This is a genomic window from Nocardioides ginkgobilobae, from assembly GCF_054781275.1.
Map to the genome: position 1 here is coordinate 64,405 of NZ_BAAGUS010000001.1, position 19,402 is coordinate 83,806.

General features: G+C 73.2%; 21 protein-coding genes. 7 read left to right on the top strand and 14 right to left on the bottom strand.

Annotated elements, in window-relative coordinates; all coding sequences use genetic code 11:
- Nucleotides 1-7 precede the first annotated feature (7 nt).
- The gene (locus ACYVID_RS00360) at nt 8-820 is read right to left on the bottom strand and encodes an ABC transporter permease (RefSeq protein ID WP_460733322.1); all 813 of its coding nucleotides are present in this window, start codon (nt 818-820) and stop codon (nt 8-10) included.
- Entirely contained in the window at nt 817-1,761 is a 945-nt protein-coding gene (locus ACYVID_RS00365; RefSeq protein ID WP_460733324.1) for an ABC transporter ATP-binding protein, read from the bottom strand. Before ACYVID_RS00365 ends, ACYVID_RS00360 begins: the two co-directional genes overlap by 4 nt.
- 133 nt (nt 1,762-1,894) lie before the next feature.
- Between ACYVID_RS00365 and ACYVID_RS00370 the strand changes: the two genes are divergently transcribed.
- Together ACYVID_RS00370 and ACYVID_RS00375 are read left to right on the top strand one after the other, a co-directional pair.
- On the top strand, nt 1,895-3,067 hold the full coding sequence (locus ACYVID_RS00370; protein WP_460733326.1) for a sensor histidine kinase: 1,173 nt from the start codon (nt 1,895-1,897) through the stop codon (nt 3,065-3,067).
- Nucleotides 3,064-3,717: a response regulator gene (locus tag ACYVID_RS00375; RefSeq protein WP_460733328.1), complete on the top strand. Its 654-nt coding sequence runs from the start codon at nt 3,064-3,066 to the stop codon at nt 3,715-3,717. The genes ACYVID_RS00370 and ACYVID_RS00375 overlap by 4 nt, the downstream gene beginning before the upstream one ends.
- Nucleotides 3,718-3,762: 45 nt before the next feature.
- On the opposite strand, the gene ACYVID_RS00380 is transcribed toward ACYVID_RS00375, so the two are convergent.
- Together ACYVID_RS00380 and murI are read right to left on the bottom strand one after the other, a co-directional pair.
- Nucleotides 3,763-4,533, bottom strand: a complete 771-nt coding sequence (locus ACYVID_RS00380; RefSeq protein WP_460733330.1) for an MBL fold metallo-hydrolase — start codon at nt 4,531-4,533, stop codon at nt 3,763-3,765.
- Complete coding sequence (murI, locus tag ACYVID_RS00385; protein ID WP_460733332.1) at nt 4,530-5,360, bottom strand: glutamate racemase; 831 nt, start codon at nt 5,358-5,360, stop codon at nt 4,530-4,532. The genes ACYVID_RS00380 and murI overlap by 4 nt, the downstream gene beginning before the upstream one ends.
- Nucleotides 5,361-5,403: 43 nt before the next feature.
- Between murI and ACYVID_RS00390 the strand changes: the two genes are divergently transcribed.
- Both ACYVID_RS00390 and ACYVID_RS00395 read left to right on the top strand, forming a co-directional pair.
- A complete protein-coding gene (locus ACYVID_RS00390) occupies nt 5,404-6,534 on the top strand; it encodes an alkaline phosphatase family protein (protein ID WP_460733334.1) in 1,131 nt (376 codons plus the stop codon).
- Between the two features lie 91 nt (nt 6,535-6,625).
- Nucleotides 6,626-7,354 carry a PAS domain-containing protein gene (locus ACYVID_RS00395; RefSeq protein WP_460733336.1) on the top strand — a complete coding sequence of 243 codons (729 nt, stop codon included), beginning with the start codon at nt 6,626-6,628 and terminating at the stop codon, nt 7,352-7,354.
- Nucleotides 7,355-7,472: 118 nt separating this feature from the next.
- Here the strand turns inward: ACYVID_RS00395 and ACYVID_RS00400 are convergent, their stop codons facing one another.
- The 7 genes from ACYVID_RS00400 to clpS all read right to left on the bottom strand — a co-directional run bounded on the left by ACYVID_RS00400 (nt 7,473) and on the right by clpS (nt 13,907).
- Complete coding sequence (locus ACYVID_RS00400; RefSeq protein ID WP_460733338.1) at nt 7,473-9,950, bottom strand: penicillin acylase family protein; 2,478 nt, start codon at nt 9,948-9,950, stop codon at nt 7,473-7,475.
- Between the two features lie 63 nt (nt 9,951-10,013).
- The gene (locus ACYVID_RS00405) at nt 10,014-11,126 is read right to left on the bottom strand and encodes a DUF3152 domain-containing protein (RefSeq protein ID WP_460733340.1); all 1,113 of its coding nucleotides are present in this window, start codon (nt 11,124-11,126) and stop codon (nt 10,014-10,016) included.
- A gap of 14 nt (nt 11,127-11,140) precedes the next feature.
- On the bottom strand, nt 11,141-12,088 hold the full coding sequence (locus ACYVID_RS00410) for a PLP-dependent cysteine synthase family protein (RefSeq protein WP_460733342.1): 948 nt from the start codon (nt 12,086-12,088) through the stop codon (nt 11,141-11,143).
- A 13-nt stretch (nt 12,089-12,101) separates the two neighbouring features.
- Nucleotides 12,102-12,392 carry a MoaD/ThiS family protein gene (locus ACYVID_RS00415; protein ID WP_460733344.1) on the bottom strand — a complete coding sequence of 97 codons (291 nt, stop codon included), beginning with the start codon at nt 12,390-12,392 and terminating at the stop codon, nt 12,102-12,104.
- A 50-nt stretch (nt 12,393-12,442) separates the two neighbouring features.
- Nucleotides 12,443-12,886, bottom strand: a complete 444-nt coding sequence (locus ACYVID_RS00420) for a M67 family metallopeptidase (protein ID WP_460733346.1) — start codon at nt 12,884-12,886, stop codon at nt 12,443-12,445.
- 81 nt (nt 12,887-12,967) lie between these two features.
- Entirely contained in the window at nt 12,968-13,549 is a 582-nt protein-coding gene (locus ACYVID_RS00425) for a DUF2017 domain-containing protein (protein WP_460733348.1), read from the bottom strand.
- 34 nt (nt 13,550-13,583) lie between these two features.
- Nucleotides 13,584-13,907 carry an ATP-dependent Clp protease adapter ClpS gene (gene clpS / locus ACYVID_RS00430; RefSeq protein ID WP_460733350.1) on the bottom strand — a complete coding sequence of 108 codons (324 nt, stop codon included), beginning with the start codon at nt 13,905-13,907 and terminating at the stop codon, nt 13,584-13,586.
- A 110-nt stretch (nt 13,908-14,017) separates the two neighbouring features.
- Here clpS and ACYVID_RS00435 point away from each other — a divergent pair, with 110 nt between their 5' ends.
- From ACYVID_RS00435 to ACYVID_RS00445, 3 genes are all read left to right on the top strand, one after another.
- Nucleotides 14,018-14,821 carry an enoyl-CoA hydratase gene (locus ACYVID_RS00435; RefSeq protein ID WP_460733352.1) on the top strand — a complete coding sequence of 268 codons (804 nt, stop codon included), beginning with the start codon at nt 14,018-14,020 and terminating at the stop codon, nt 14,819-14,821.
- A gap of 96 nt (nt 14,822-14,917) precedes the next feature.
- On the top strand, nt 14,918-15,520 hold the full coding sequence (locus ACYVID_RS00440; RefSeq protein ID WP_460733354.1) for an ArsR/SmtB family transcription factor: 603 nt from the start codon (nt 14,918-14,920) through the stop codon (nt 15,518-15,520).
- The gene (locus ACYVID_RS00445) at nt 15,517-16,767 is read left to right on the top strand and encodes an MFS transporter (protein WP_460733356.1); all 1,251 of its coding nucleotides are present in this window, start codon (nt 15,517-15,519) and stop codon (nt 16,765-16,767) included. Before ACYVID_RS00440 ends, ACYVID_RS00445 begins: the two co-directional genes overlap by 4 nt.
- A gap of 27 nt (nt 16,768-16,794) precedes the next feature.
- Here ACYVID_RS00445 and ACYVID_RS00450 read toward each other — a convergent pair whose 3' ends face one another.
- From ACYVID_RS00450 to hppD, 3 genes are all read right to left on the bottom strand, one after another.
- Nucleotides 16,795-17,325: a DUF1697 domain-containing protein gene (locus ACYVID_RS00450; protein WP_460733358.1), complete on the bottom strand. Its 531-nt coding sequence runs from the start codon at nt 17,323-17,325 to the stop codon at nt 16,795-16,797.
- Between the two features lie 85 nt (nt 17,326-17,410).
- Entirely contained in the window at nt 17,411-18,100 is a 690-nt protein-coding gene (locus ACYVID_RS00455) for an RDD family protein (RefSeq protein ID WP_460733360.1), read from the bottom strand.
- 78 nt (nt 18,101-18,178) lie between these two features.
- The gene (gene hppD, locus ACYVID_RS00460) at nt 18,179-19,372 is read right to left on the bottom strand and encodes a 4-hydroxyphenylpyruvate dioxygenase (protein WP_460733362.1); all 1,194 of its coding nucleotides are present in this window, start codon (nt 19,370-19,372) and stop codon (nt 18,179-18,181) included.
- Between the last annotated feature and the right edge of the window lie 30 nt (nt 19,373-19,402).

Genomic DNA, 19,402 nt, shown 5'->3' on the forward strand with positions numbered 1-19,402 from the left:
GCGTCGGCTACTTCAGCTCGGCCCGCAGGACGCGGACGAGACCCAGCGCGAACGGGATGAGGATCCACACCAGCGTCGTGGTGCCGAGCTGGGCCCACTGCTCACCGGTGAGGGACTCCCCGCCCCCGAGCTCGAAGAGCGGCTGCTGGGCGGTGCCGAGGTCCAACCAGGGCGCGGCGTCGCGCAGACCGGGGACGAGGTTGAAGACGATCGTCGAGGCGATCGGCGCCACGAAGAACGTGACGATCGCGGCTGGGCTGTTGAGCAGCAGCAGGCCGTAGGCCAGGCCCTGGATGATGGTCAGCAGCTGCAGCAGGAAGAACAGCCCGAAGACCCAGACGGTGAGGTCGCCGAAGCCGTCGGCAGCGCCGCCGATGGCGGTGAAGAGAGCCGCGATCGCGATCGCGGCCACGAACGCAGCGGCGCCGAAGACCAGCGCCGCCACGACCTTGGCGCTGATGACCTTGCCGCGAGAGGGCTCCAGGGCGAAGGTCACCATCGCCGTGCGCTGGCCCCACTCCTGGGTCACCAGCAGGATGCCGAGCACCGGCAGCAGAAACCCCTGGGGACTGGCGGAGATACCGATGAAGTTCTCGAAGAGCCGGTCGGCGGGGTCGGCGACGAAGAAGAAGATGAGCATGAAGGCGGCGGTGACCACCAGGATCGAGCCCAGCAGCCACAGCCCGGCGCGGGTGTCCCACATCTTGCGCAGCTCGACGGAGACCAGGCGCGCGAAGGGGATCGGTGCGGTGCCGGTGACGTCGAGGGGACGCACCGGCGCGTAGCCCGTGGACGGGGCGGAGGGGGTGGGGGTGCTCATGCGGTGCCTCCCGGCTGGGTCGCAGGGACGGTCGCGGGGCCGGCGTGGCCCTCGCGCTGGGTGTCGGCGGTGAGGGAGAGGAAGAGGTCCTCCAGGCCGGCGGAGCCGGAGCGGAGGTCGGTGAGGACCACACCGGCCTGCAGTGCGGTGCGGCCCACGGTGGTGGTGTCGGTGCCCACCCGCAGGCCCTCGCCGGCCTTCTCGACGGTGTGGCCGGCGGCGGTGAGCGCGCGAGCGAGCGCGTCGTTGTCGAGGGCGGTGACCAGCGAGCTGGCGTTGGCCCCGTCACCGGAGAGCAGCGTCTTCTTGTCACCCTGGGCCACGATCCGGCCGCGGCCGATGAGGATCATCTCGTCGGCGATCATCTCCACCTCGTGCAGCAGGTGGCTGGAGAGCAGCACGGTGCCGCCGCGGTCGGCGTACCCCTTCAGCAGGGTGCGCATCCACCGGATGCCCGCCGGGTCCAGGCCGTTGGCCGGCTCGTCCAGGATCAGCACCGACGGGTCCCCCAGCAGGGCGTGGGCGATGCCGAGGCGCTGCTTCATGCCGAGCGAGTAGTTCTTGAGCCGGCGCTTGGCCTCGTCGTCGGTCAGCGAGACCAGCGCGAGCATCTCGTCGACGCGCGAGGAGGGCAGGCCCATCGTGCGGGCGCCCAGCGCGAGGATCTCGCGACCGGTGCGGCCCGCGTGCTGGGCCGAGGCGTCGAGCAGGACGCCGACGTGGCGCCCCGGGTTCGGGATCTCGCGGTAGGGGTGGCCCCCGATGGTCACCCGGCCGCGGGAGGCCGGGGTGAGCCCGACCATGATCCGCATGGTGGTGGTCTTCCCTGCACCGTTGGGTCCGAGGAAACCTGTGACCCTGCCTGGCTGGGCGACGAAGCTGACGTCGTCGACCGCGGTGTACGCACCGTAGGTCTTGGTGAGTCCTTCGACTGTGATCATGGCGCCCAGCCTGCCGGATCGCGCGCGGGCGCGCATCGGACGCGCGGCGGGTCCGACCCCGACCTTGGTAGGGGGTCGCGCGCGACCCCGGGACACTGCCTCGCACGCCCCGGGCCGCCTATCGTCTAGCCCCGTGACCGCCACCGACCCGCACCCCGTGTGCGAGGACGTGCACCCGCACGTGACCCGCGCGGGCCACCTGTGGCGCCTGGTCGTCATGGTGGGGCTGTCAGCGGTCGTCTGGGTGCCCGTGGCGTCCTGGCAGTGGTCGGTCTCCCCGTGGTGGACCCTCGCCGACGTGGCGCTGGGCCTGGTCGCCTACGTCGTGGTCCACCTGCGGCGTCGGGCGCCGGTGGCGGTCGCCGTGGTGGTAGCCCTCGTCGCCGCCGGGTCCGGCCTCGCCGCCGGTCCCGCGGTCCTGGCGCTGGTCTCGCTCGCCACCCGACGCCGGTGGCGGGAGGTGGTGCCGCTGGGGCTGCTCAACCTCGCCACGGCCCAGCTCTGGACCTGGCTCACCCTCCCCACCACCGAGGACTCGCTGTGGGTCCTGCTGGTCGCGAACATCGTGGCGATCGTCGCCATGATCGGGTGGGGGCTGTTCCTGGGCTCGCGCCGCGAGCTGGTGTGGACGCTGCGCCAGCGCGCCGAGCGGGCCGAGGCCGAGCAGGAGCTGCGCGTCACCCAGTCGCGCACCAACGAGCGGGCACGCATCGCCCGCGAGATGCACGACGTCCTGGGCCACCGGATCTCCCAGATCTCCATGCAGGCCGGGGCCCTGGGCTACCGCTCCGACCTCGACCTGGACCAGATGCGCGCTGGCACCGCCGTCATCCAGCAGCAGGCGCACGAGGCGCTGCGCGAGCTCCGCGCCGTCCTCGGGGTGCTGCGCGACGCCGACGGGGCGGTGCTCGACGCGCCTCAGCCGACGTACGCCGACGTGGCGGACCTGGTCGAGGGGGCCCGGGCGGCCGGGCAGCGGGTCGAGCTGGTCGACGCACTGGGCCCCGACCGCACCCCGCCGGACCTCGTCGGACGCACGGTCTACCGGATCGTGCAGGAGGGACTCACCAACGCCGGGCGGCACGCGCCGGGGGCGCTGCTCACCGTCAGCCTGTCCGGCTCGCCCGAGGAGGGACTGAGCGTGGAGCTGCGCAACCCCGTCGGCTTCGGCTCCGCACCCACGCCCGGCGCGGGCCTGGGCCTGGTCGGGCTCACCGAGCGCACCGAGCTCGGCGGCGGGCGTCTCGAGCACGAGCGGACCGACGGGTCCTTCGTGGTGCGCGGCTGGCTGCCGTGGGCGTCGTGACCACCCGCGTGCTGGTCGTCGACGACGACCCACTGGTCCGCTCGGCCCTGACCCTCATGCTCGGGGGCGCCGCCGACCTGGACGTCGTCGGCGAGGCGGCGGACGGACGCCAGGGCGTGGAGATGGCGCTCTCGCTGCAGCCCGACGTCGTGCTGATGGACGTGCGGATGCCGGTGCTCAACGGGCTGGAGGCGACCCGCGAGCTGCACGCGCGCCCCGACCCGCCCCGGGTCGTGGTGCTCACGACCTTCGACGCCGACGAGCACGTGTTGGGCGCCCTCGCGGCCGGGGCCGACGGGTTCCTGCTCAAGGACACCCCACCCGCGGAGATCGTGGCTGCGGTCCGCGCCGTCGCCGCCGGCGACCCGATGCTCTCGGCCGCGGCCACCCGCACCCTCATCGACCGGCTCCGCCGTCAGGACCCGGACGACCGGCAGGCGGCGGCGCGGGCCAGGCTGGCCGAGCTCACCGATCGCGAGCAGGAGGTCGCGCTGGCGGTCGGGCGCGGGCTGTCCAACGCAGAGGTCGCCCGCTCGCTGCACCTGTCGATCCCCACGGTGAAGGCGCACGTGTCGCGGGTCTTCGAGAAGCTCGGCGCGACCAACCGTGTGCAGGTCGCCATCTGCGTCCACGACGCCGGGCTCGTCTAGGGTCCGGGAGCCTGGTCGCCGGCCGACCGCCCGGTCCGACCGAGGTCAGACCTCGTGGACAGAGCCGGCCACGGCGAGCTCCATCGGGCCGTCGTACGCCGTGCGTGCCTCGGCAAGGACGACCTCGGGGTCGTGCCAGGGCGGGACGTGGGTGAGCAGGACCCGGGCGGCCCCACCCCGGGCGGCGGCCTCGGCCGCCTCGGCCCCGGTGAGGTGGAGCGAGGGCGGGTTGTCGGCGGAGCCCAGGAAGGAGGCCTCGACCAGGAGGAGGTCGGCCCCCTCGGCGATCCGGTCCAGCCCCGCGCAGGGGCCGGTGTCGCCGCTGTAGGCCAGCACCCGGTCACCGACGGCGATCCGGAAGCCGTACGCCTCCACGGGGTGCTCGACCGCGACCGGCTGCACGCTGAACGGACCGAGTTGGACCGGCGGCGCGTCGGGGCGGTGGCGGTGGAACACGAACTCCTCCCGCATCCCCGGCTTCTTGGGCAGGTCGTAGGCGCGGGCCAGGCGCCGGGACGTGCGGCGCGGGCCCCAGACCGGCAGCGGCGCCTGCTCGCCGTCGGGGTGGTACTTGCGCAGCACGTAGTAGCTGGTCATGTCGATGCAGTGGTCGGCGTGCAGGTGGGAGAGGAAGACCGCGTCGACGGCCAGCGGGTCGACGTAGCGGTGCAGCGCACCGAGCGCCCCGTTGCCGAGGTCGAGCAGGATGCTCCACGTGCGCCCCTCGTGCTGGGCCTGCACGAGGTAGCAGGAGGCGGGCGACTCCGGCCCGGGGTAGGAGCCACTGCAGCCGACGACGGTGAGCCGCATGCTCATGGCCGACCTCCCGCCACCAGTCCGCCGGCGAACTGCCCGGCCGCGACCATCTCCGGGCCCAGGAAGCGCCGCCCGATGGCCTCGAACTCCCCCGGCGCCCCGGTCGTGAGGAAGCGGTACGACGCCTCGCCGGACTCCCGCATGAGACCGGTCGACGTGAGCATCCTGTAGACGTCCTTGGCGCACTCCTCGGCGGAGGACACCAGCGTGACCGAGTCGCCCATCACGTAGGAGATGACACCGGTCAGCAGCGGGTAGTGCGTGCAGCCGAGCACGAGGGTGTCCACCCCGGCCTCGACCAGCGGGTCGAGGTACTCGTGGGCGACCTCGAGCAGCTCGGGACCACCGGTCACCCCGGCCTCGACGAACTCCACGAACCGCGGGCACACCTGGGTATGCAGCGCCAGGTGCGGAGCCGCGGCGAAGGCGTCGTCGTAGGCCATCGACTCCGCGGTCGCGCGCGTGCAGATCACCCCGATCCGACCGTTGCGGGTGGCCTGCACGGCTCGGCGGGTCGCCGGGAAGATCACCTCGACCACCGGCACGTCGTAGCGCTCGCGCGCATCGCGCAGCATCGCGGCGGAGGCGGAGTTGCACGCGATGACCAGCGCCTTCACGCCCTCCTCGACCAGGTGGTCCAGGCACTCCAGGGCGTACTCGCGCACCTCCCCGATCGGCTTGGGGCCGTAGGGCTGGCGAGCCGTGTCGCCGACGTAGACGACCGACTCGTGGGGCAGCTGGTCGATCACCGATCGGGCGACGGTCAGGCCTCCGAAGCCGGAGTCGAAGATGCCGAGCGGGGCGTCCTTCGTCTGCGGGGGCGTCACGGAACACCACCCTAGACCCGGCAGGCGGAGGTACGGTCCGGACGTGCTGCGTGCCACGCGCCGCGTGCGCTCCCGGGCGCGCGCCGCCCTCCTCACGGTCCCCGCCCTGGTGCTGGTCGTCCCGGCGGCGTGCAGCGCCGGCGCTCCGCCCGGCCGGGCCGCCGCGACCGAGTCCGCCTCCGGTGCCGCCACCGCCTCCGCGACCGCCTCCGCTCCGAGCGCCGACGCAGGAGCAGCGCGTGCGGTCGAGCAGCTCGACACCGAGCGCCGGGTGCTGGTCGTGAGCGTCGACGGCCTGCGCTCCTCGGTGCTGCGCGAGCTCGGGCCCGAGGACCTGCCCGTCCTCACGCGGCTGCGCGAGGAGGGCGCGAGCACGTTGGAGGCCCGCACCGTGGTCGAGCAGACCGAGACCCTGCCCAACCACACGAGCATGCTCACGGGCCGACGGATCGACGCCGGGCTCGGCGGGCACGGCGTCACCTGGAACACCGACGAGCCCGGCACCACGGTCCAGGAGGCGGCAGGCGAGCCCGTGGGGTCGCTGTTCAGCCGCGTGCACGCCGCCGGCGGCAGCACCGCCCTGTTCACGGGCAAGTCGAAGTTCTCGCTCTTCCAGCGCTCCTGGCCCGAGGGGCTGGACCGCTACACCCTGCGCGTGGACGGCGCGCGACTGGTCGCGCTGGCGCGGCGCGACCTGCGCCGCGAGGCGCGGACCGTGACCTTCCTGCACCTCGCAGCGCCCGACGTCGCGGGGCACGCGCACGGCTGGGGGTCGCAGGAGTACGCCGACGCCGTACGCGCCGTGGACGGGTGGCTGGGCGAGGTGCTCGACACCGTCGCCAGCCGCCCGGTCCTGCGCGAGCACCTGACCCTCGTGCTCACCGCCGACCACGGCGGCTCGGGCCTCGGCCACACCGACCCCGCGCGCCCCGAGGACTATCGGATCCCCTTCGTGGCCTGGGGCGACGGTGTCGCGACCGGCACCGACCTCTACGAGCTGAACGAGGACTACCGCGACCCGGGCAGGCGGAGGCCCGGGTACGCCGCGGAGCGACAGCCCGTGCGCAACGCCGACGTCGCCAACCTCGCCCTCGACCTGCTCGGCCTCGGGCCGGTCCCCGGCTCCACCATCGGCACGGCACAGGAGCTGGGCCTGGAGCCGCCTCCCGCGTGACCGCGTCCCCGGGTCGGTCGTGACCCAGTCTTTACCGTTCCCGGCCCTTGATCGGCTGCGGCCCGGCAGGGCGAGGAGCACAGTGGGACCCATGAAAACCGGCGAGGGAACCACGCAGCAGGCACCGCAGGCGGACGCCGGCGAGCTGGAGCAGCGGCTCGCGCAGGTCACCTCCGAGCTCGCGGACCTGCGCGCCCGCGTGGACAACGCCCAGCGGCTGGCCGTCATGGGTGACTACGACTGGCACATCGAGACCGACACCAACACCTGGTCCGACCAGCTGTTCCGCATCTACGGCTACGAGCCGGGGGCCATCCAGGCGTCGTACGAGGTCTTCATGCAGCACGTGCACCCCGAGGACAGGGACAAGGTCCGGGCGGTCCACCAGCACGCGTACGCCACCGGTGAGCCCTACGAGATGGTCGAGCGGATCGTGCGTCCCGACGGCGAGGTCCGCCACCTCGCCTCCAACGGGCAGGTCGTCACCGACGAGCACGGCAACCCGGTCCGCTTCCGCGGCACCTGCATCGACATCACCGAGCGGGTGCGCGCCGAGCAGCGCCACGAGCAGGTCGCGGTGCGCCTCGCCGGCGCCGAGCAGGCCCGCCGCCAGGCCGGGGAGCTCAACGACAACGTCGTCCAAGGCCTCACGGCCGCGTTGTACGCCGCCGAGCTCGGCGACCTGCGCCGGGCCAAGGCCTACGTGGAGGAGACCCTCGCCCACGCGTCACGGATCCTCGACGACCTGGTGCTCGCCGGCGGCGAGCCCGACCTCCAGCGCGAGGCGGCTGCCCGCATCGGCGGCTCTCCCGACGCCTGACCCTGCCCGGTGTGGCCGAGCCGGCGCGTCCTTCCGGACACATGCGCCGGTCCGACCGCTCCGCCCCGCCGAGCCGGGACGTCCTCCCGGAAGGATGCGCCGGCTCGGCGGAAGCGGGTCAGCGGAGACGGGTCACGGCGATCCGGTCGCGGCGGATCTGGCGGTCGGTCCAGGCGAAGCGCACCCACTCCTCCGCACCGAACAGCCGCGTCTGGTCGGAGGAGAACCGTGAGGTCGGGTCCTCGGACTGGCTGTAGGTCAGGATCGTGCGTGCGATCGGCGGGCCGTTGCGGCGGAACGCGATCGCCTGGATGTGCGAGGAGCCGTAGGTGATCGGCTTGTAGCGCTCGTCGTTCTCCTCCGGCCGGTAGGAGGCCAGGGCGTTGGCGTTGCCGACGCTGTCGGCCGCACCGCCGCCCAGCCCGATCGGCGGGGCGCCGCGGTCGCCGGCCACCTGCAGGTCGCCCCAGCGGGCGTCGAAGGCGACACCGGCCTCGCGGACCTGATCGATGGCGGCCTGCATGGCCTGGACGACCTGCGGGTTGTCGACGTTGAGACCACGGGGTGTGCCGAAGGGGTCGGCCGGGTCGAACGGCGTCGTCCACACGGGGTCCACCCCGACGACCGGCAGGGCCGAGGGCAGGTTGGCGACGAAGGCCTCGAAGAGGTGCACGCCCCGCGAGGTGCGGTCCGAGCGGCCGTCCCAGGCGGCCAGCGCAGCGCAGGCCTCGGTCTCGCCGGTCGCCTCGCACACCGCGTCCAGCGCGCCGTCGGCACGCATGACCTCGGCGGCCATGACGCGGTTCTCGTGCTGGTGGCCCGCCAGGCTGCGCGGCGTCTCCTTCTTCCCCGAGGCGAGCCGGTCCGCGACGTACGCCGCGACCACCCGGGTGCGCATCGTGCGGGCGCACTGCTCGCAGCCAATGATCCCGTCGAAGCCCTCGAGCCGGTCGTCGTAGGACGGGGTCCAGTAGGAGTCGTTGGCGTTGTGGACCCAGCTGCGGTTGACCACGTCGGGGAGGTTGGCCGGGCCGAAGATGCCCGGGCGGGCGGCGTCCTCGTCGGTGCCCCACGCGCACGAGCTGCCGGCGCGGGTGCCGTCGAGGCCGGGGAGCCCCGCGACCTGGTCGAGGACCCGGCCGACGACGGTCATGCAGGTCGCGGCCATCTCGTCGGTGACGTGCGGGACCACCGAGTGGTCGGCGTAGAGCACGTTGCCGTTGCGGTCGGCGGCGGTGGTGTTGACCCACGGCATGCCGCCGGCGCGGTCCTGGCGGCGCAGGAGGTCCTCGACGTCGCGGGCCTTGCCCATCTCCAGGAAGGTGTCGATGGTGCGCAGGTGCTCGCCGTTGGCGTCGCGGATCGCCCAGAAGCTCCCCACGCCCCAGGGCATCAGCAGGTCGGGGGCGTCGATGACATAGCCCTCGGGCGTGCGGTAGACGTCCTCGGTCACCGTCTCGAGAGTGCCGTCCTCACGGCGCACGACGACCTCGACCTCGCGGCGCTCCAGCTCGGCCGGCCCAGCGTCGGTGAGGTACGTCGTGGGGCTGAGCGCCACCGGCGTGAGGTACTCGTACGGGGTGAACCGGTAGGCCGTGGACACGGTGTGCGACCAGGCGACGCGGTCGTTGAAGCCGATGTTGACCACGGGCGAGCCGACCAGCGAGGCACCGGCGACGTCGTACGCCCCCGGGATGGTCAGGTGCTGCTGGGTGAAGTGGTAGCGACCGCGCCACGGGAAGTGCGGGTTGCCGAGGATCATCCCGCTGCGGGTGCTGGTGGCCTCCGCGCCGACCGCGGTGGCGTTGGAGCCGAACGGGCGCTCGGGGTCGCGGCCCAGACCGGCGAGCAGCGCCTCGCGGTCGACGTCGGCGGCCCGGACCGGCAGCTCGGGCAGGCCCGGGTCGGTGGGGCTCGGCGGCGCCGCGTCGGCGATGCCGGCCACGAAGACGCCGGTCGAGGCCAGCAGGTTGGCCATATAGACGCCGTACCAGACGTCGAGGGGGGTCGCGTCGTCGTCGATGTAGCGGGCGTCGCGGCAGGCGGGGTCGGTGATCTCGTTCTCGCGGACCCAGCGGTTGATGCCGGCGACGTAGCCCTGCACCATCTGCCGCGCCTCGCGGCCGGGTCCGCGCACGGGGTCGGCCAGGAGCTGCTCGACGACCTTGCGGTCGCGCAGGTCGGTGACCACCGTGTCGACCTGCAGGTTGGTGGCGCGCAGCGTCACCTGGTCGTCGTAGACCGCGTCCGGGCCGAGCCAGCGCGACCGCTCGCCGCGCCCGGTCAGCAGGGTGTCGAGCAGGGTGCAGACCGACATCTCCGCAGCGGCGTACCCGCTGCCGTAGCCGAGGTCGCCGAAGTCGTCGGCGGTGATGTGCGGGATGCCGTGCTCGGTCCAGGTGATGTCGGCGGCGTAGCGGTCCTGCGACCGACCGCCCTGCGGGAGCTCGTCGGCCCCGGCGCGCGGGGCGGCGGCCGCAGCGGCCGCCGGGAGCACCGGGGGCGCGGCCGTGGACGAACCGGCACCCGGCAGGAGCAGGGAGCCCACGACGGCGAAGGTGAGCAGGGACGCGGTGAGGGGACGCGAGGGACGCACGCAGGCACAACGCGTCGGTGTGACGGCGGTTACTGCCCGGTGAGGAGCCGTCTCACCCCATGGTCAGACCCGGCCCTGCTCCGACAGCAGCGGGAACGGGTTGAACCGGCAGCCGGAGGTGCCCTTGGACTGCTGCATCATCACCGGCGCCGGCTTGCCGGGTCCCGGGCACGAGGGGTGCCCGAGGCCGAGCCAGTGACCGGTCTCGTGGTTGACCACCATGTGGCGGTAGTCGCGCAGGGACCGCCCGCCGGCGTTCCACGCCGGCGAGGCGTTCCGCCAGCGGGTCTGGTTGATGATGACGTAGCGCCCCACCCGGCACGACCAGGTCGCCGAGCAGACCGGGGAGTACGACGGCACGGTGCTGGCCTCGGCCAGCACCAGGGTGAAGGAGCCACCGCTGGCCACCCGGCGGAAGGACACCCCGCCTCCGCGCCAGCCGCGCGGATCGTCGTAGGTCTCCTGGGCCAGCCGCGCGAACTCCCGGACGCTGGCCGTGACCCGGCCCCGGGTGACCACGCTGTAGGTCACGCTGCGCTGCACGTCGACGCGGTGCCGCACCGGGTCGGTGCGCACCGACCTCGCGGTCGCCCGCTCGTGGCCGGGCGCGGTGGCGGTGACCTCGACGCGGAGGCGGTGGCCGACGTCGCCGGGCTGGATGCGGTAGGTCGCCTCGCGGGCGCCCGCGATCGGATCGCCGTCGCGCAGCCAGCGGTAGCGGACCTTCGTCGGGTCGGCCCGCCAGCGGCCGGGGGTGGCGGTGAGGGTGTGCGTGAAGCGCTGGGTGCCGCGGACCTTCGGCTCGCCGCGCAGCACCATCTCCGCGCGGGCGACCGGCTCGGTCGGCTCGGAGAGCGCCACGGCGCTGTCGCCGTCGCCGTCGGTGGCGGTCACCTCCACCTGGAGCCGGCTGCGCAGGTCGTCGAGGTCGAGCTCGTAGGTCGCCTCGCGCTCCCCGCGCACGGGTTCGCCGTCGCGCAGCCAGCGGTAGGTGAAGGTCAGCGGCTCCTCCGGCTCGGCGGTGGCCCACTCGCCGTCGGTGGCGCTGAGCACCTCGGCGTACGTCGCCTCGCCGGTGACCACGGGCGCCACGACGTTCGTGACCTCGGTCGGCTCCTCCCGCGCGGGGGCGGCGACGGGCAGCAGCACGAGCCCCGCGAGGGCAGTCGCGGCCACGCTGACGCAGAGCGTCAGGCCCAGAGCTGCCCCTCGAGCCGGTCCTCGGCCTCGTCGATGGTGCCTTCGTACGCCCCGGTGCTGAGGTACTTCCATCCGCCGTCGCACACGATGAAGGCTATGTCAGCTGATCCACCCGCCTTGACGGCCTTCGCCGCCTGGCCGAGCGCGGCGTGCAGGATCGCCCCGGTCGACACACCCGCGAAGATCCCCTCGAGCTCCAGCAGCTCGCGCACCCGCCGCACGGCGTCGCGCGGACCGACCGAGAACCGGGTGTCGATGAGCGAGGCGTCGTACAGCTCGGGGACGAAGCCCTCGTCGAGGTTGCGCAGGCCGTAGACCAGCTCGCCGTAGCGCGGCTCGGCGGCGACGATGCGCACGTCGGGCTTGGCGCGGCGGAAGAAGCGGCTGACGCCCATGAGGGTGCCGGTGGTGCCCAGGCCGGCGACGAAGTGCGTGATCGAGGGGAGGTCGGCCAGCAGCTCGGGGCCGGTGCCCTCCTCGTGCGCGAGGGCGTTGGCGGGGTTGCCGTACTGGTAGAGCATCACCCAGTCGGGATGCTCCTCGGAGATCCGCTTGGCGACCCGCACGGCCTCGTTGGAGCCGCCGGCGGCCGGGCTGGAGACGATCTCGGCGCCCCACATGCGCAGCAGCTGGCGGCGCTCCTCGGAGGTGTTCTCCGGCATCACGCACACGATGCGGTAGCCCTTGAGCTTGGCCGCCATCGCCAGCGAGATGCCGGTGTTGCCCGAGGTCGGCTCGAGGATGGTGCACCCGGGTCGCAGGGTGCCGTCCTTCTCGGCCTCCTCGATCATCCGCAGCGCCGGGCGGTCCTTGACCGAGCCGGTGGGGTTGCGGTCCTCGAGCTTGGCCCACAGGCGCACGTCCGGGCTCGGCGAGAGCCGCGGCAGCCCCACGAGGGGCGTGCCGCCGACCGAGGCCAGCAGGTTGTCGTAGCGCACGTGGACCCGAGGATCAGACCGCGCCGCCGGCCACGGCCGGCAGGACGACGACCTGGTCGCCGTCGGAGAGCGGGGCCTCGAGGCCGCCCATGAACCGGACGTCCTCGTCGTTGATGTAGATGTTGACGAAGCGGCGCAGGTCGTCGGCGCCGTTCTTCTCCTCCACCAGGCGGTCCTTGAGACCGGGGTGCTTGGCCTCGAGGTCCTCGATCAGGGCGGCCAGGCTGCCACCGTCGCCGGTCACGGCCTTCTCACCACCGGTGTAGGTGCGGAGGATGGTCGGGATGCGGACCTCGATGGACATGGTGCTCCTCTTCTGGGGGACGTGCGGATCGTGCGTCGGGGCCGGGGTGGTCAGCCGAGCGAGGGGACGACGGTGACCTCTTCCTCGGTCACCTCGCCGTCGACGATCCTGTAGGACCTGAACGGAACGGGCGCGTCGTTATTCCCGCCGCCCGCCTCGGCCCACTCCCGGGTGGAGACCAGGACGTAGTGGGCGCCGGGCTCACTGGCCAGCCCGATGTCGGTGCGACTGGGGTAGGCCTCGGTCGCGGTGTGCGAGTGGTAGATCACCACCGGCTCCTCGTCGCGGTCCCACATCTGCTTGTAGAGCGCGAGCAGCTCGGTGGAGTCGAACTCGTAGAACGTCGGGCTGCCGGCGGCGTTGACCATCTCCACGTGACGCTCGGGACGGTCGCTTCCCTCCGGGCCTGCCACGATCCCGCAGGCCTCGTCGGGGTGGTCCCGCTTGGCGTGCGCGACGATCGCGTCGTACGTCGCCTGGTCGATGGTCAGCACGTCGTCCAGCCTAGGCCGACCTCTCGGTCGGACCCTCATCCGCCCGGGAACCGGGACGGTCCGGGCCCGCGCCGGGACGCGTCAGCGGCTGAGCGCGCCGACCAGGGTCTCCTGCAGGTAGCCCACCCAGTCGTAGATGTCGTGCGCCTGGGCGCGGGGGTCGTCCTCGGGCAGGGCGTACCAGTAGTCCTCGTCGCCGTCCTCCACGCCGAGGCGGGTGGCCAGGGCCAGGCGGATGTCGGTGAAGGAGCGCATCCAGGCGTGCGCGGTGTCGGCGTCCATCTCCACGTCGATGGTCAACCCGTCCTCGCGGAGCTCGTCCGGCAGCCCCGCCTCCTCCAAGGTGTCGATGATGGTCGCGGCCGCGCGCGCCTTGCCGTCGCGCAGGGCTCCCTCGGTGAACCGGCGGAACTCCCCGGCCGCCTCCTCGTCGTCGGGGTAGGCGGTGGGGAAGAGCCGGGCCAGCACCGGGTCCTCGGGCTCGGTCGTGGGGCCCGTGAAGTCCATCAGCGCCTCGAACGGGTCGCGGTCCTCCGGCACCGCGGCCTCGCTGTGCAGCAGCTCGACGAGCTGGGAGGCCAGCGAGCGCAGCAGGTCGGCCTCGAACCCGGTGAAGGTGGCGATCACGTGGCCGCTGCGGCGGTGGCGCTGGAAGGCGCTCATCCGCGCACCCCCGCGCCCTGACCCGCGGTCCGGCTCACGGCTGGTCCTCGCGCTGCATGGTGGCCCACAGGCCGTACTCGTGCATGGCCTGGACGTCGCGCTCCATCTCCTCGCGCGAGCCCGTCGAGACCACCGAGCGGCCTTCCTCGTGGACCTCCATCATGAGCTTCTCGGCCTTCTTCTTGGAGTAGCCGAAGTGGTGCTGGAAGACGTAGGTGACGTAGGACATCAGGTTGACCGGGTCGTTCCACACGATCGTCACCCAGGGCGTCGCGGGCCGGACCACGACCTGGTCGAGGACGTCGGGGTCGAGGGTGGGCTCCACCTCGACCGGGCTGGGCGCGGACACGTCTCCCATGCTTCCACACCCCGGACCACCCGGTGGCTTCCTGGCGGGGCACCAGGGGGGTGGCTCGCGCCCCGCGTCGTACGCCGTGGGGCGGCGGGTGCGGGCACTAGGGTCCGGCCATGACCGAGTCCCCCTCCCCCGCTCCTGCCGCCGTGCCCGGCCTGCTCGTCGACCTGGCCGACGGCGTGCTGCGGCTGACCTTCGACCGGCCCGAGGTCTTCAACGCGCTCTCCGGCGAGGTCGCGCTCGCACTGGCCGACATCCTCGAGGGCGTCCCGGCGCGCGACGACGTGCGCGTGGTGGTGCTGACCGGCACCGGCATGGCCTTCAACGCCGGCGCCGACATCTCCGGGGAGGACGCGCACGAGAAGTTCGACGTGCGGGCGATGGACGTCACCAACCGGATCATCCGAGCGATCGTCGCCTGCGACCGCCCGGTGCTGGCCGCGGTCAACGGCATCGCCGCGGGTGTGGGCTGCGGCATCGCCCTGGCCGCCGACATCGTCGTCACCGCGTCCTCCGCCTCGTTCCTGCTGGCCTTCGCCCGGATCGGCTTCATGCCCGACGGCGGCACCTCCGCCACCGTCGCCGCCGCGATCGGACGGGCCCGCGCGATGCGGATGGCCCTGCTCGCCGAGCCGCTGTCGGCCCAGGAGGCGTACGACGCCGGGTTGGTGACCCACCTGGCCAGCGACGAGGAGTTTCCCGCGCTCGTCGAGACCCTCGTGCGCCGCCTCGCCAGCGGCCCGCCGCTGGCGCTCGCCGCCACCAAGAAGGCGGTCAACGCCGCCACCCTCCTCCCGCTCGAGGACGCGCTCGAGCGGGAGCGGACCGGCCAGGTGGTGCTCATGCGCACCGCCGACGTCGCCGAGGGGATGCGGGCCTTCTCCGAGCGGCGCAAGCCGGTGTTCCGCGGGGAGTAGGCGGCCGGCGTCGCGAAGGCCCACCCCCCAACAACCGTTTGACAGTACGCCGTTGTCGGGTGTCCACTACTCCCCAAGAACTCTTGGAGGGTGATCGTGAACGATCCGTCGGCGCAGGCGCGCGAGCAGCAGATCAGCGCGATGCGGGCCGTGGCGCACCCGGTGCGGCTGCGGATGCTCTCGTTGCTGACCGGGACGGCGATGAGCGCGGCCGAGGTGGCGCGCGAGCTCGACCTGACCCACGCGAACGCCAGCTACCACCTGAGGCTGCTCGCCGACGCCGGTGAGATCGTCGTCGACGGCGAGGAGAAGGTCCGCGGCGGCACCGCCAAGCGCTACCGCTACCCCCACGAGCGCGACCTGGCCCCGCTCGCGCCCGACGCTCCGCACCCGACGGTCGACCCCGAGCACCGCGCGCTCTACGTGCGGGCGCTCGGCACCGAGCTCGAGCGCCGGACGCTGACCCGCGAGCCCGGGACGCGCGGCAGCAGCAGCGACCTCGAGGGCTGGGTCGACCCGGCGACCTGGGAGGAGGCCGCGGCGCTGGTCGAGCGCGCCAGCGCCCTGCTGCACGAGGCCAACCGGCCCCCGCGCACCGAGGGCACCGTGCACGTCTCGTTCACCGCCATCGCCTTCCAGATGTCGGCGCCGCACACCCCGGGCCCGTCTCCCGCCACCGACCACGAGGACCCGGCATGACGACCTCCGAGGCCCTCGCCCCGCTCCGCGAGCGCAACTTCCGCCTCTACTTCTCCAGCCGGGTCGTCAACCTGCTCGGCAGCCTCATGGCCCCGGTGGCGCTGGCCTTCGCGGTGCTCGAGATCAGCGACTCCCCCACAGCGCTGGGCGTGGTGCTGGCCGCGCACAGCATCCCGATGGTGGCCTTCCTGCTGGCCGGCGGCGTGCTGGCCGACCGGTTCGGGCGGACCCTGGTGATCCAGTCGTCCAACGTCGTGGCGGGGTTGACCCAGCTGGCGATCGCGGCGCTGGTCGTCTCCGGCACCGCCGAGATCTGGCACCTGGTCGTGCTGACCGCGGTCAACGGCGTCGCCGCGGCCGCCGCGCTCCCGGCACTGGCGAGCGTGCTGCCGCAGCTGGTGCCGCGCGAGCAGCTCCAGCAGGCCAACGTGCTCGTCTCGATGGTCCGCTCGGGGCTCTCGGTGCTCGGCCCGACGGTCTCCAGCCTCATCGTCGTGGGCGTCGGCCCCGGCTGGGCCCTGGCGGTCGACGGCCTGGCCTACCTCGGCGCCGCCGCGCTGCTCGCGCCGATCCGGCTGCCCCGCCCGGTGCGGGCGGCCGGAGGCTCGGTGGTCCGCGACCTGCGCGAGGGCTGGGGGTACTTCCGCTCCACCACCTGGCTCTGGGTGGTCGTGCTGGCCTTCTCCGTCATCTGCGCGGTGCACCAGGGCGGCTTCTTCACCCTCGGCCCGGTGCTGGCCAAGGACACCGCCATCGGCGAGCGCGGCTGGGGGCTGATCCTCTCCGCCGAGGCGCTGGGCCTGCTGGTGACCGGGCTCGCCCTGCTGCGCCTGCGCCTGGAGCGGCCGCTCTTCTGGGGCATGCTCGGCACGGTGCTGTACGCCGCCCCGCTGGTCGCCCTCGGACTCACCGACTCCGTGCTGCTCGTGGTGCTCGCGGCCTTCGTCGCCGGCGCCGGCATCGAGGTCTTCGGGCTGGGCTGGCAGCTGGCCATGCAGGAGAACGTCCCCGACGACATGCTCAGCCGGGCCTTCTCCTTCGACGCCCTCGGCTCCTTCGCCGCGATCCCCCTGGGGCAGCTGGTGGCCGGCCCGCTGGCGCTGGCCTTCGGGCTGCAGCCGGTCATGCTCGTCGCGGGCCTGTCGCTCGCGGCAGTCGCCCTGCTGACGCTGCTCTCGCCCTCGGTGAGGTACCTGCAGCGCGCGGACGCGGCCGTCGGCGTACCGGCTCCGGCGCCTGCCACCTGAGCGACGACGCTCAGGCCCGGCCGCGGCTCAGCACCACTTCTCGACCAGCGCGGCCACGACGGTCGGGGCGCGCCAGGTGGACGTGGTGCCCAGGCAGCGCTCGAGCAGGGGGTTGGTGATCTTGGTGCCGTGGACGCCGTCGGTGCTCACCAGCAGGTGCACCGCACGACCACCGGCCTCGAACCGCTCCCCCGGCTGCGCGCGCTCCCGCAGCAGCGCGAGGCCCTGCTCGCTGGGCTCGTCGCGCAGCAGCGCCACGTAGTGCTGGCCGTCGTGGCGGTGGGCCTGCGCGTGCTGGTGCACCTCGCGCAGCTCGGCCTGGGAGTAGACGATCGTCGGAACCTCGAAGCCCCGGTCGGCGAGGTAGGCCTGCTCCAGCGCCGACTCGATCCGAGCGCGCGAGCGCATCGCGGTGCCCAGCCGGACGTTGCCGGTGTTGATGTGCGTCGCGACGTCGTCGAAGCCGGCGGCCTCGGTGGCCGCGACGATCGCGTCCTTCGGGAACTTCCGCTTCGCGCCGAGGTTGATCGCTCGGAGGAACGCCACGTACGTCGCCATGCGGGCCATCCTGCCCACCCGGAGCCGTCCACGTCCCGGAGGCTGCACGTCCCGGAGGCTGCACGTCCCGGCTGCAGGAGACGGCTCAGGCGCGGCTGCGCACGACCACCGTGCCGGCTGCCTTGTCGTGCAGGCCCTGGCGCCGCTCGTCCCACAGCGGCCACAGCCCCGCGAGGATCACGTAGAGGCTGACCAGCCACCCGAGGAACGGCACGACCGACAGGATGCCGACGCCGTAGAAGGTGGCCCACCGCACCAGGACCACCCGCCACGACAGCGGGCCGCTCGGGGGCTCCCACGTGCTGACCTCGACGCCGACCGCGCGCATGCCCAGGGTCGAGCTCCGCCGGCGGAGCTGGGCGGCGTGGTAGACCAGCCCGACCAGCAGCGTGATCAGCGTGAGGACGACCAGCGGTCCGGCGATGTCGGCGTAGAGGTCGAGGCTGTCGACGGAGCTCGCGCGGCCCGTCTCGGCCGCGGAGGTCAGCTCGTCGAGGAAGGCGGCGTACTCGCGCACCACCTGGATCCACCAGGGGATGCCGAGCACGGTCGCCACGGCCCCCACGACCAGCGAGTCGATGACGTAGGCACCGAGGCGGGACCCCCAGCCGGCCAGCGGCCGACCGTCGGGAGCGGTCGGGACGGCGGGCGCGCCCCCGAACGCAGGTGCGCCCGACGCGGGCGGTGCGGCGTACCCGGTCCACTGCTCGCCGTCGTACCAGCGCAGGCCGGCGCCGCCGGCGGGGTCGGGGTACCAGCCCTGGGGTGCGGTCATGGGCGCCACCCTTCCCCGTCGTGGGGCCGTTGGCACCTCGGCGGTCCGCGGCCTGTGGAGAACCGCGGCGGACGCGCCTCAGAGGTTGCCGCGGCGCTCCTGCTCGCGCTCGATCGCCTCGAAGAGCGCCTTGAAGTTGCCCTTGCCGAAGCCGAGCGAGCCGTGGCGCTCGATGAACTCGAAGAAGACCGTGGGCCGGTCGCCCATCGGCTTGGTGAAGATCTGGAGCAGGTAGCCGTCCTCGTCGCGGTCGACGAGGATGCCGCGCTCCTTCAGCTCCTCGATCGGCACCCGCACCTCGCCGATCCGGGCGCGCAGGGCCGGGTCGTCGTAGTAGGAGTCGGGGGTGTCGAGGAACTCGATGCCGTGGTCGCGCAGCACGTCGACGGTGCGCAGGATGTCGCCGGTGGCCAGGGCGATGTGCTGGCAGCCGGCGCCGTCGTAGAACTCGAGGTACTCGTCGATCTGCGACTTCTTGCGCGCGACGGCCGGCTCGTTGAGCGGGAACTTCACGCGGTGGTTGCCGCTGGCGACGACCTTGCTCATGAGGGCGGAGTAGTCGGTGGCGATGTCGTCGCCGATGAACTCGGCCATGTTCGTGAAGCCCATGACCTTGTTGTAGAAGGCGACCCACTCGTCCATCCGGCCGAGCTCGACGTTGCCGACGCAGTGGTCGACGGCCTGGAAGAGCCGCCGCGGCTGACCCTCGCGCCGGGTGGCGGTCGAGGAGCGCGCCACGAAGCCGGGCAGGTAGGGGCCGGAGTAGCGGCTGCGGTCGACGAGGGTGTGGCGGGTCTCGCCGTACGTCGCGATGGCGGCCGTGCGCACGGTGCCGTGCTCGTCGGAGACGTCGTGCGGCTCGACCAGGATCGTGGCGCCCATCGCGCGGGCGTGCTCGATGCAGCGGTCGACGTCGGGCACCTCGAGGGCAAGGTCGACGACGCCGTCGCCGTGGCGACGGTGGTGGTCGAGGACGGGGCTGTCGGGGGTGACGCCGCCGGTGAAGACGAAGCGCGCGCTGCCCGAGCGCAGGACGTAGGTCTTGTCCCCGCGGTGGCCGGTCTCCGGGCCGCGGTAGGCCTCGAGCTCCATGCCGAGGGCCAGCTGGTACCACCCGGCGGTCTGGGTGGCGTTGCCGACCACGAAGACGATCGCGTCCATCGCGGTCACCGGGAAGGGGTCGCGGCTGGCGTCGTACTCCACCAGTCCCACCAGCTCCTTGAGCTGCTCGAGGGAGAGGTCGGCCTTGAGCTCGTCACGGGTCAGCGTCATGGCGCGATCGTGGCGGCGGTCACGCAGACT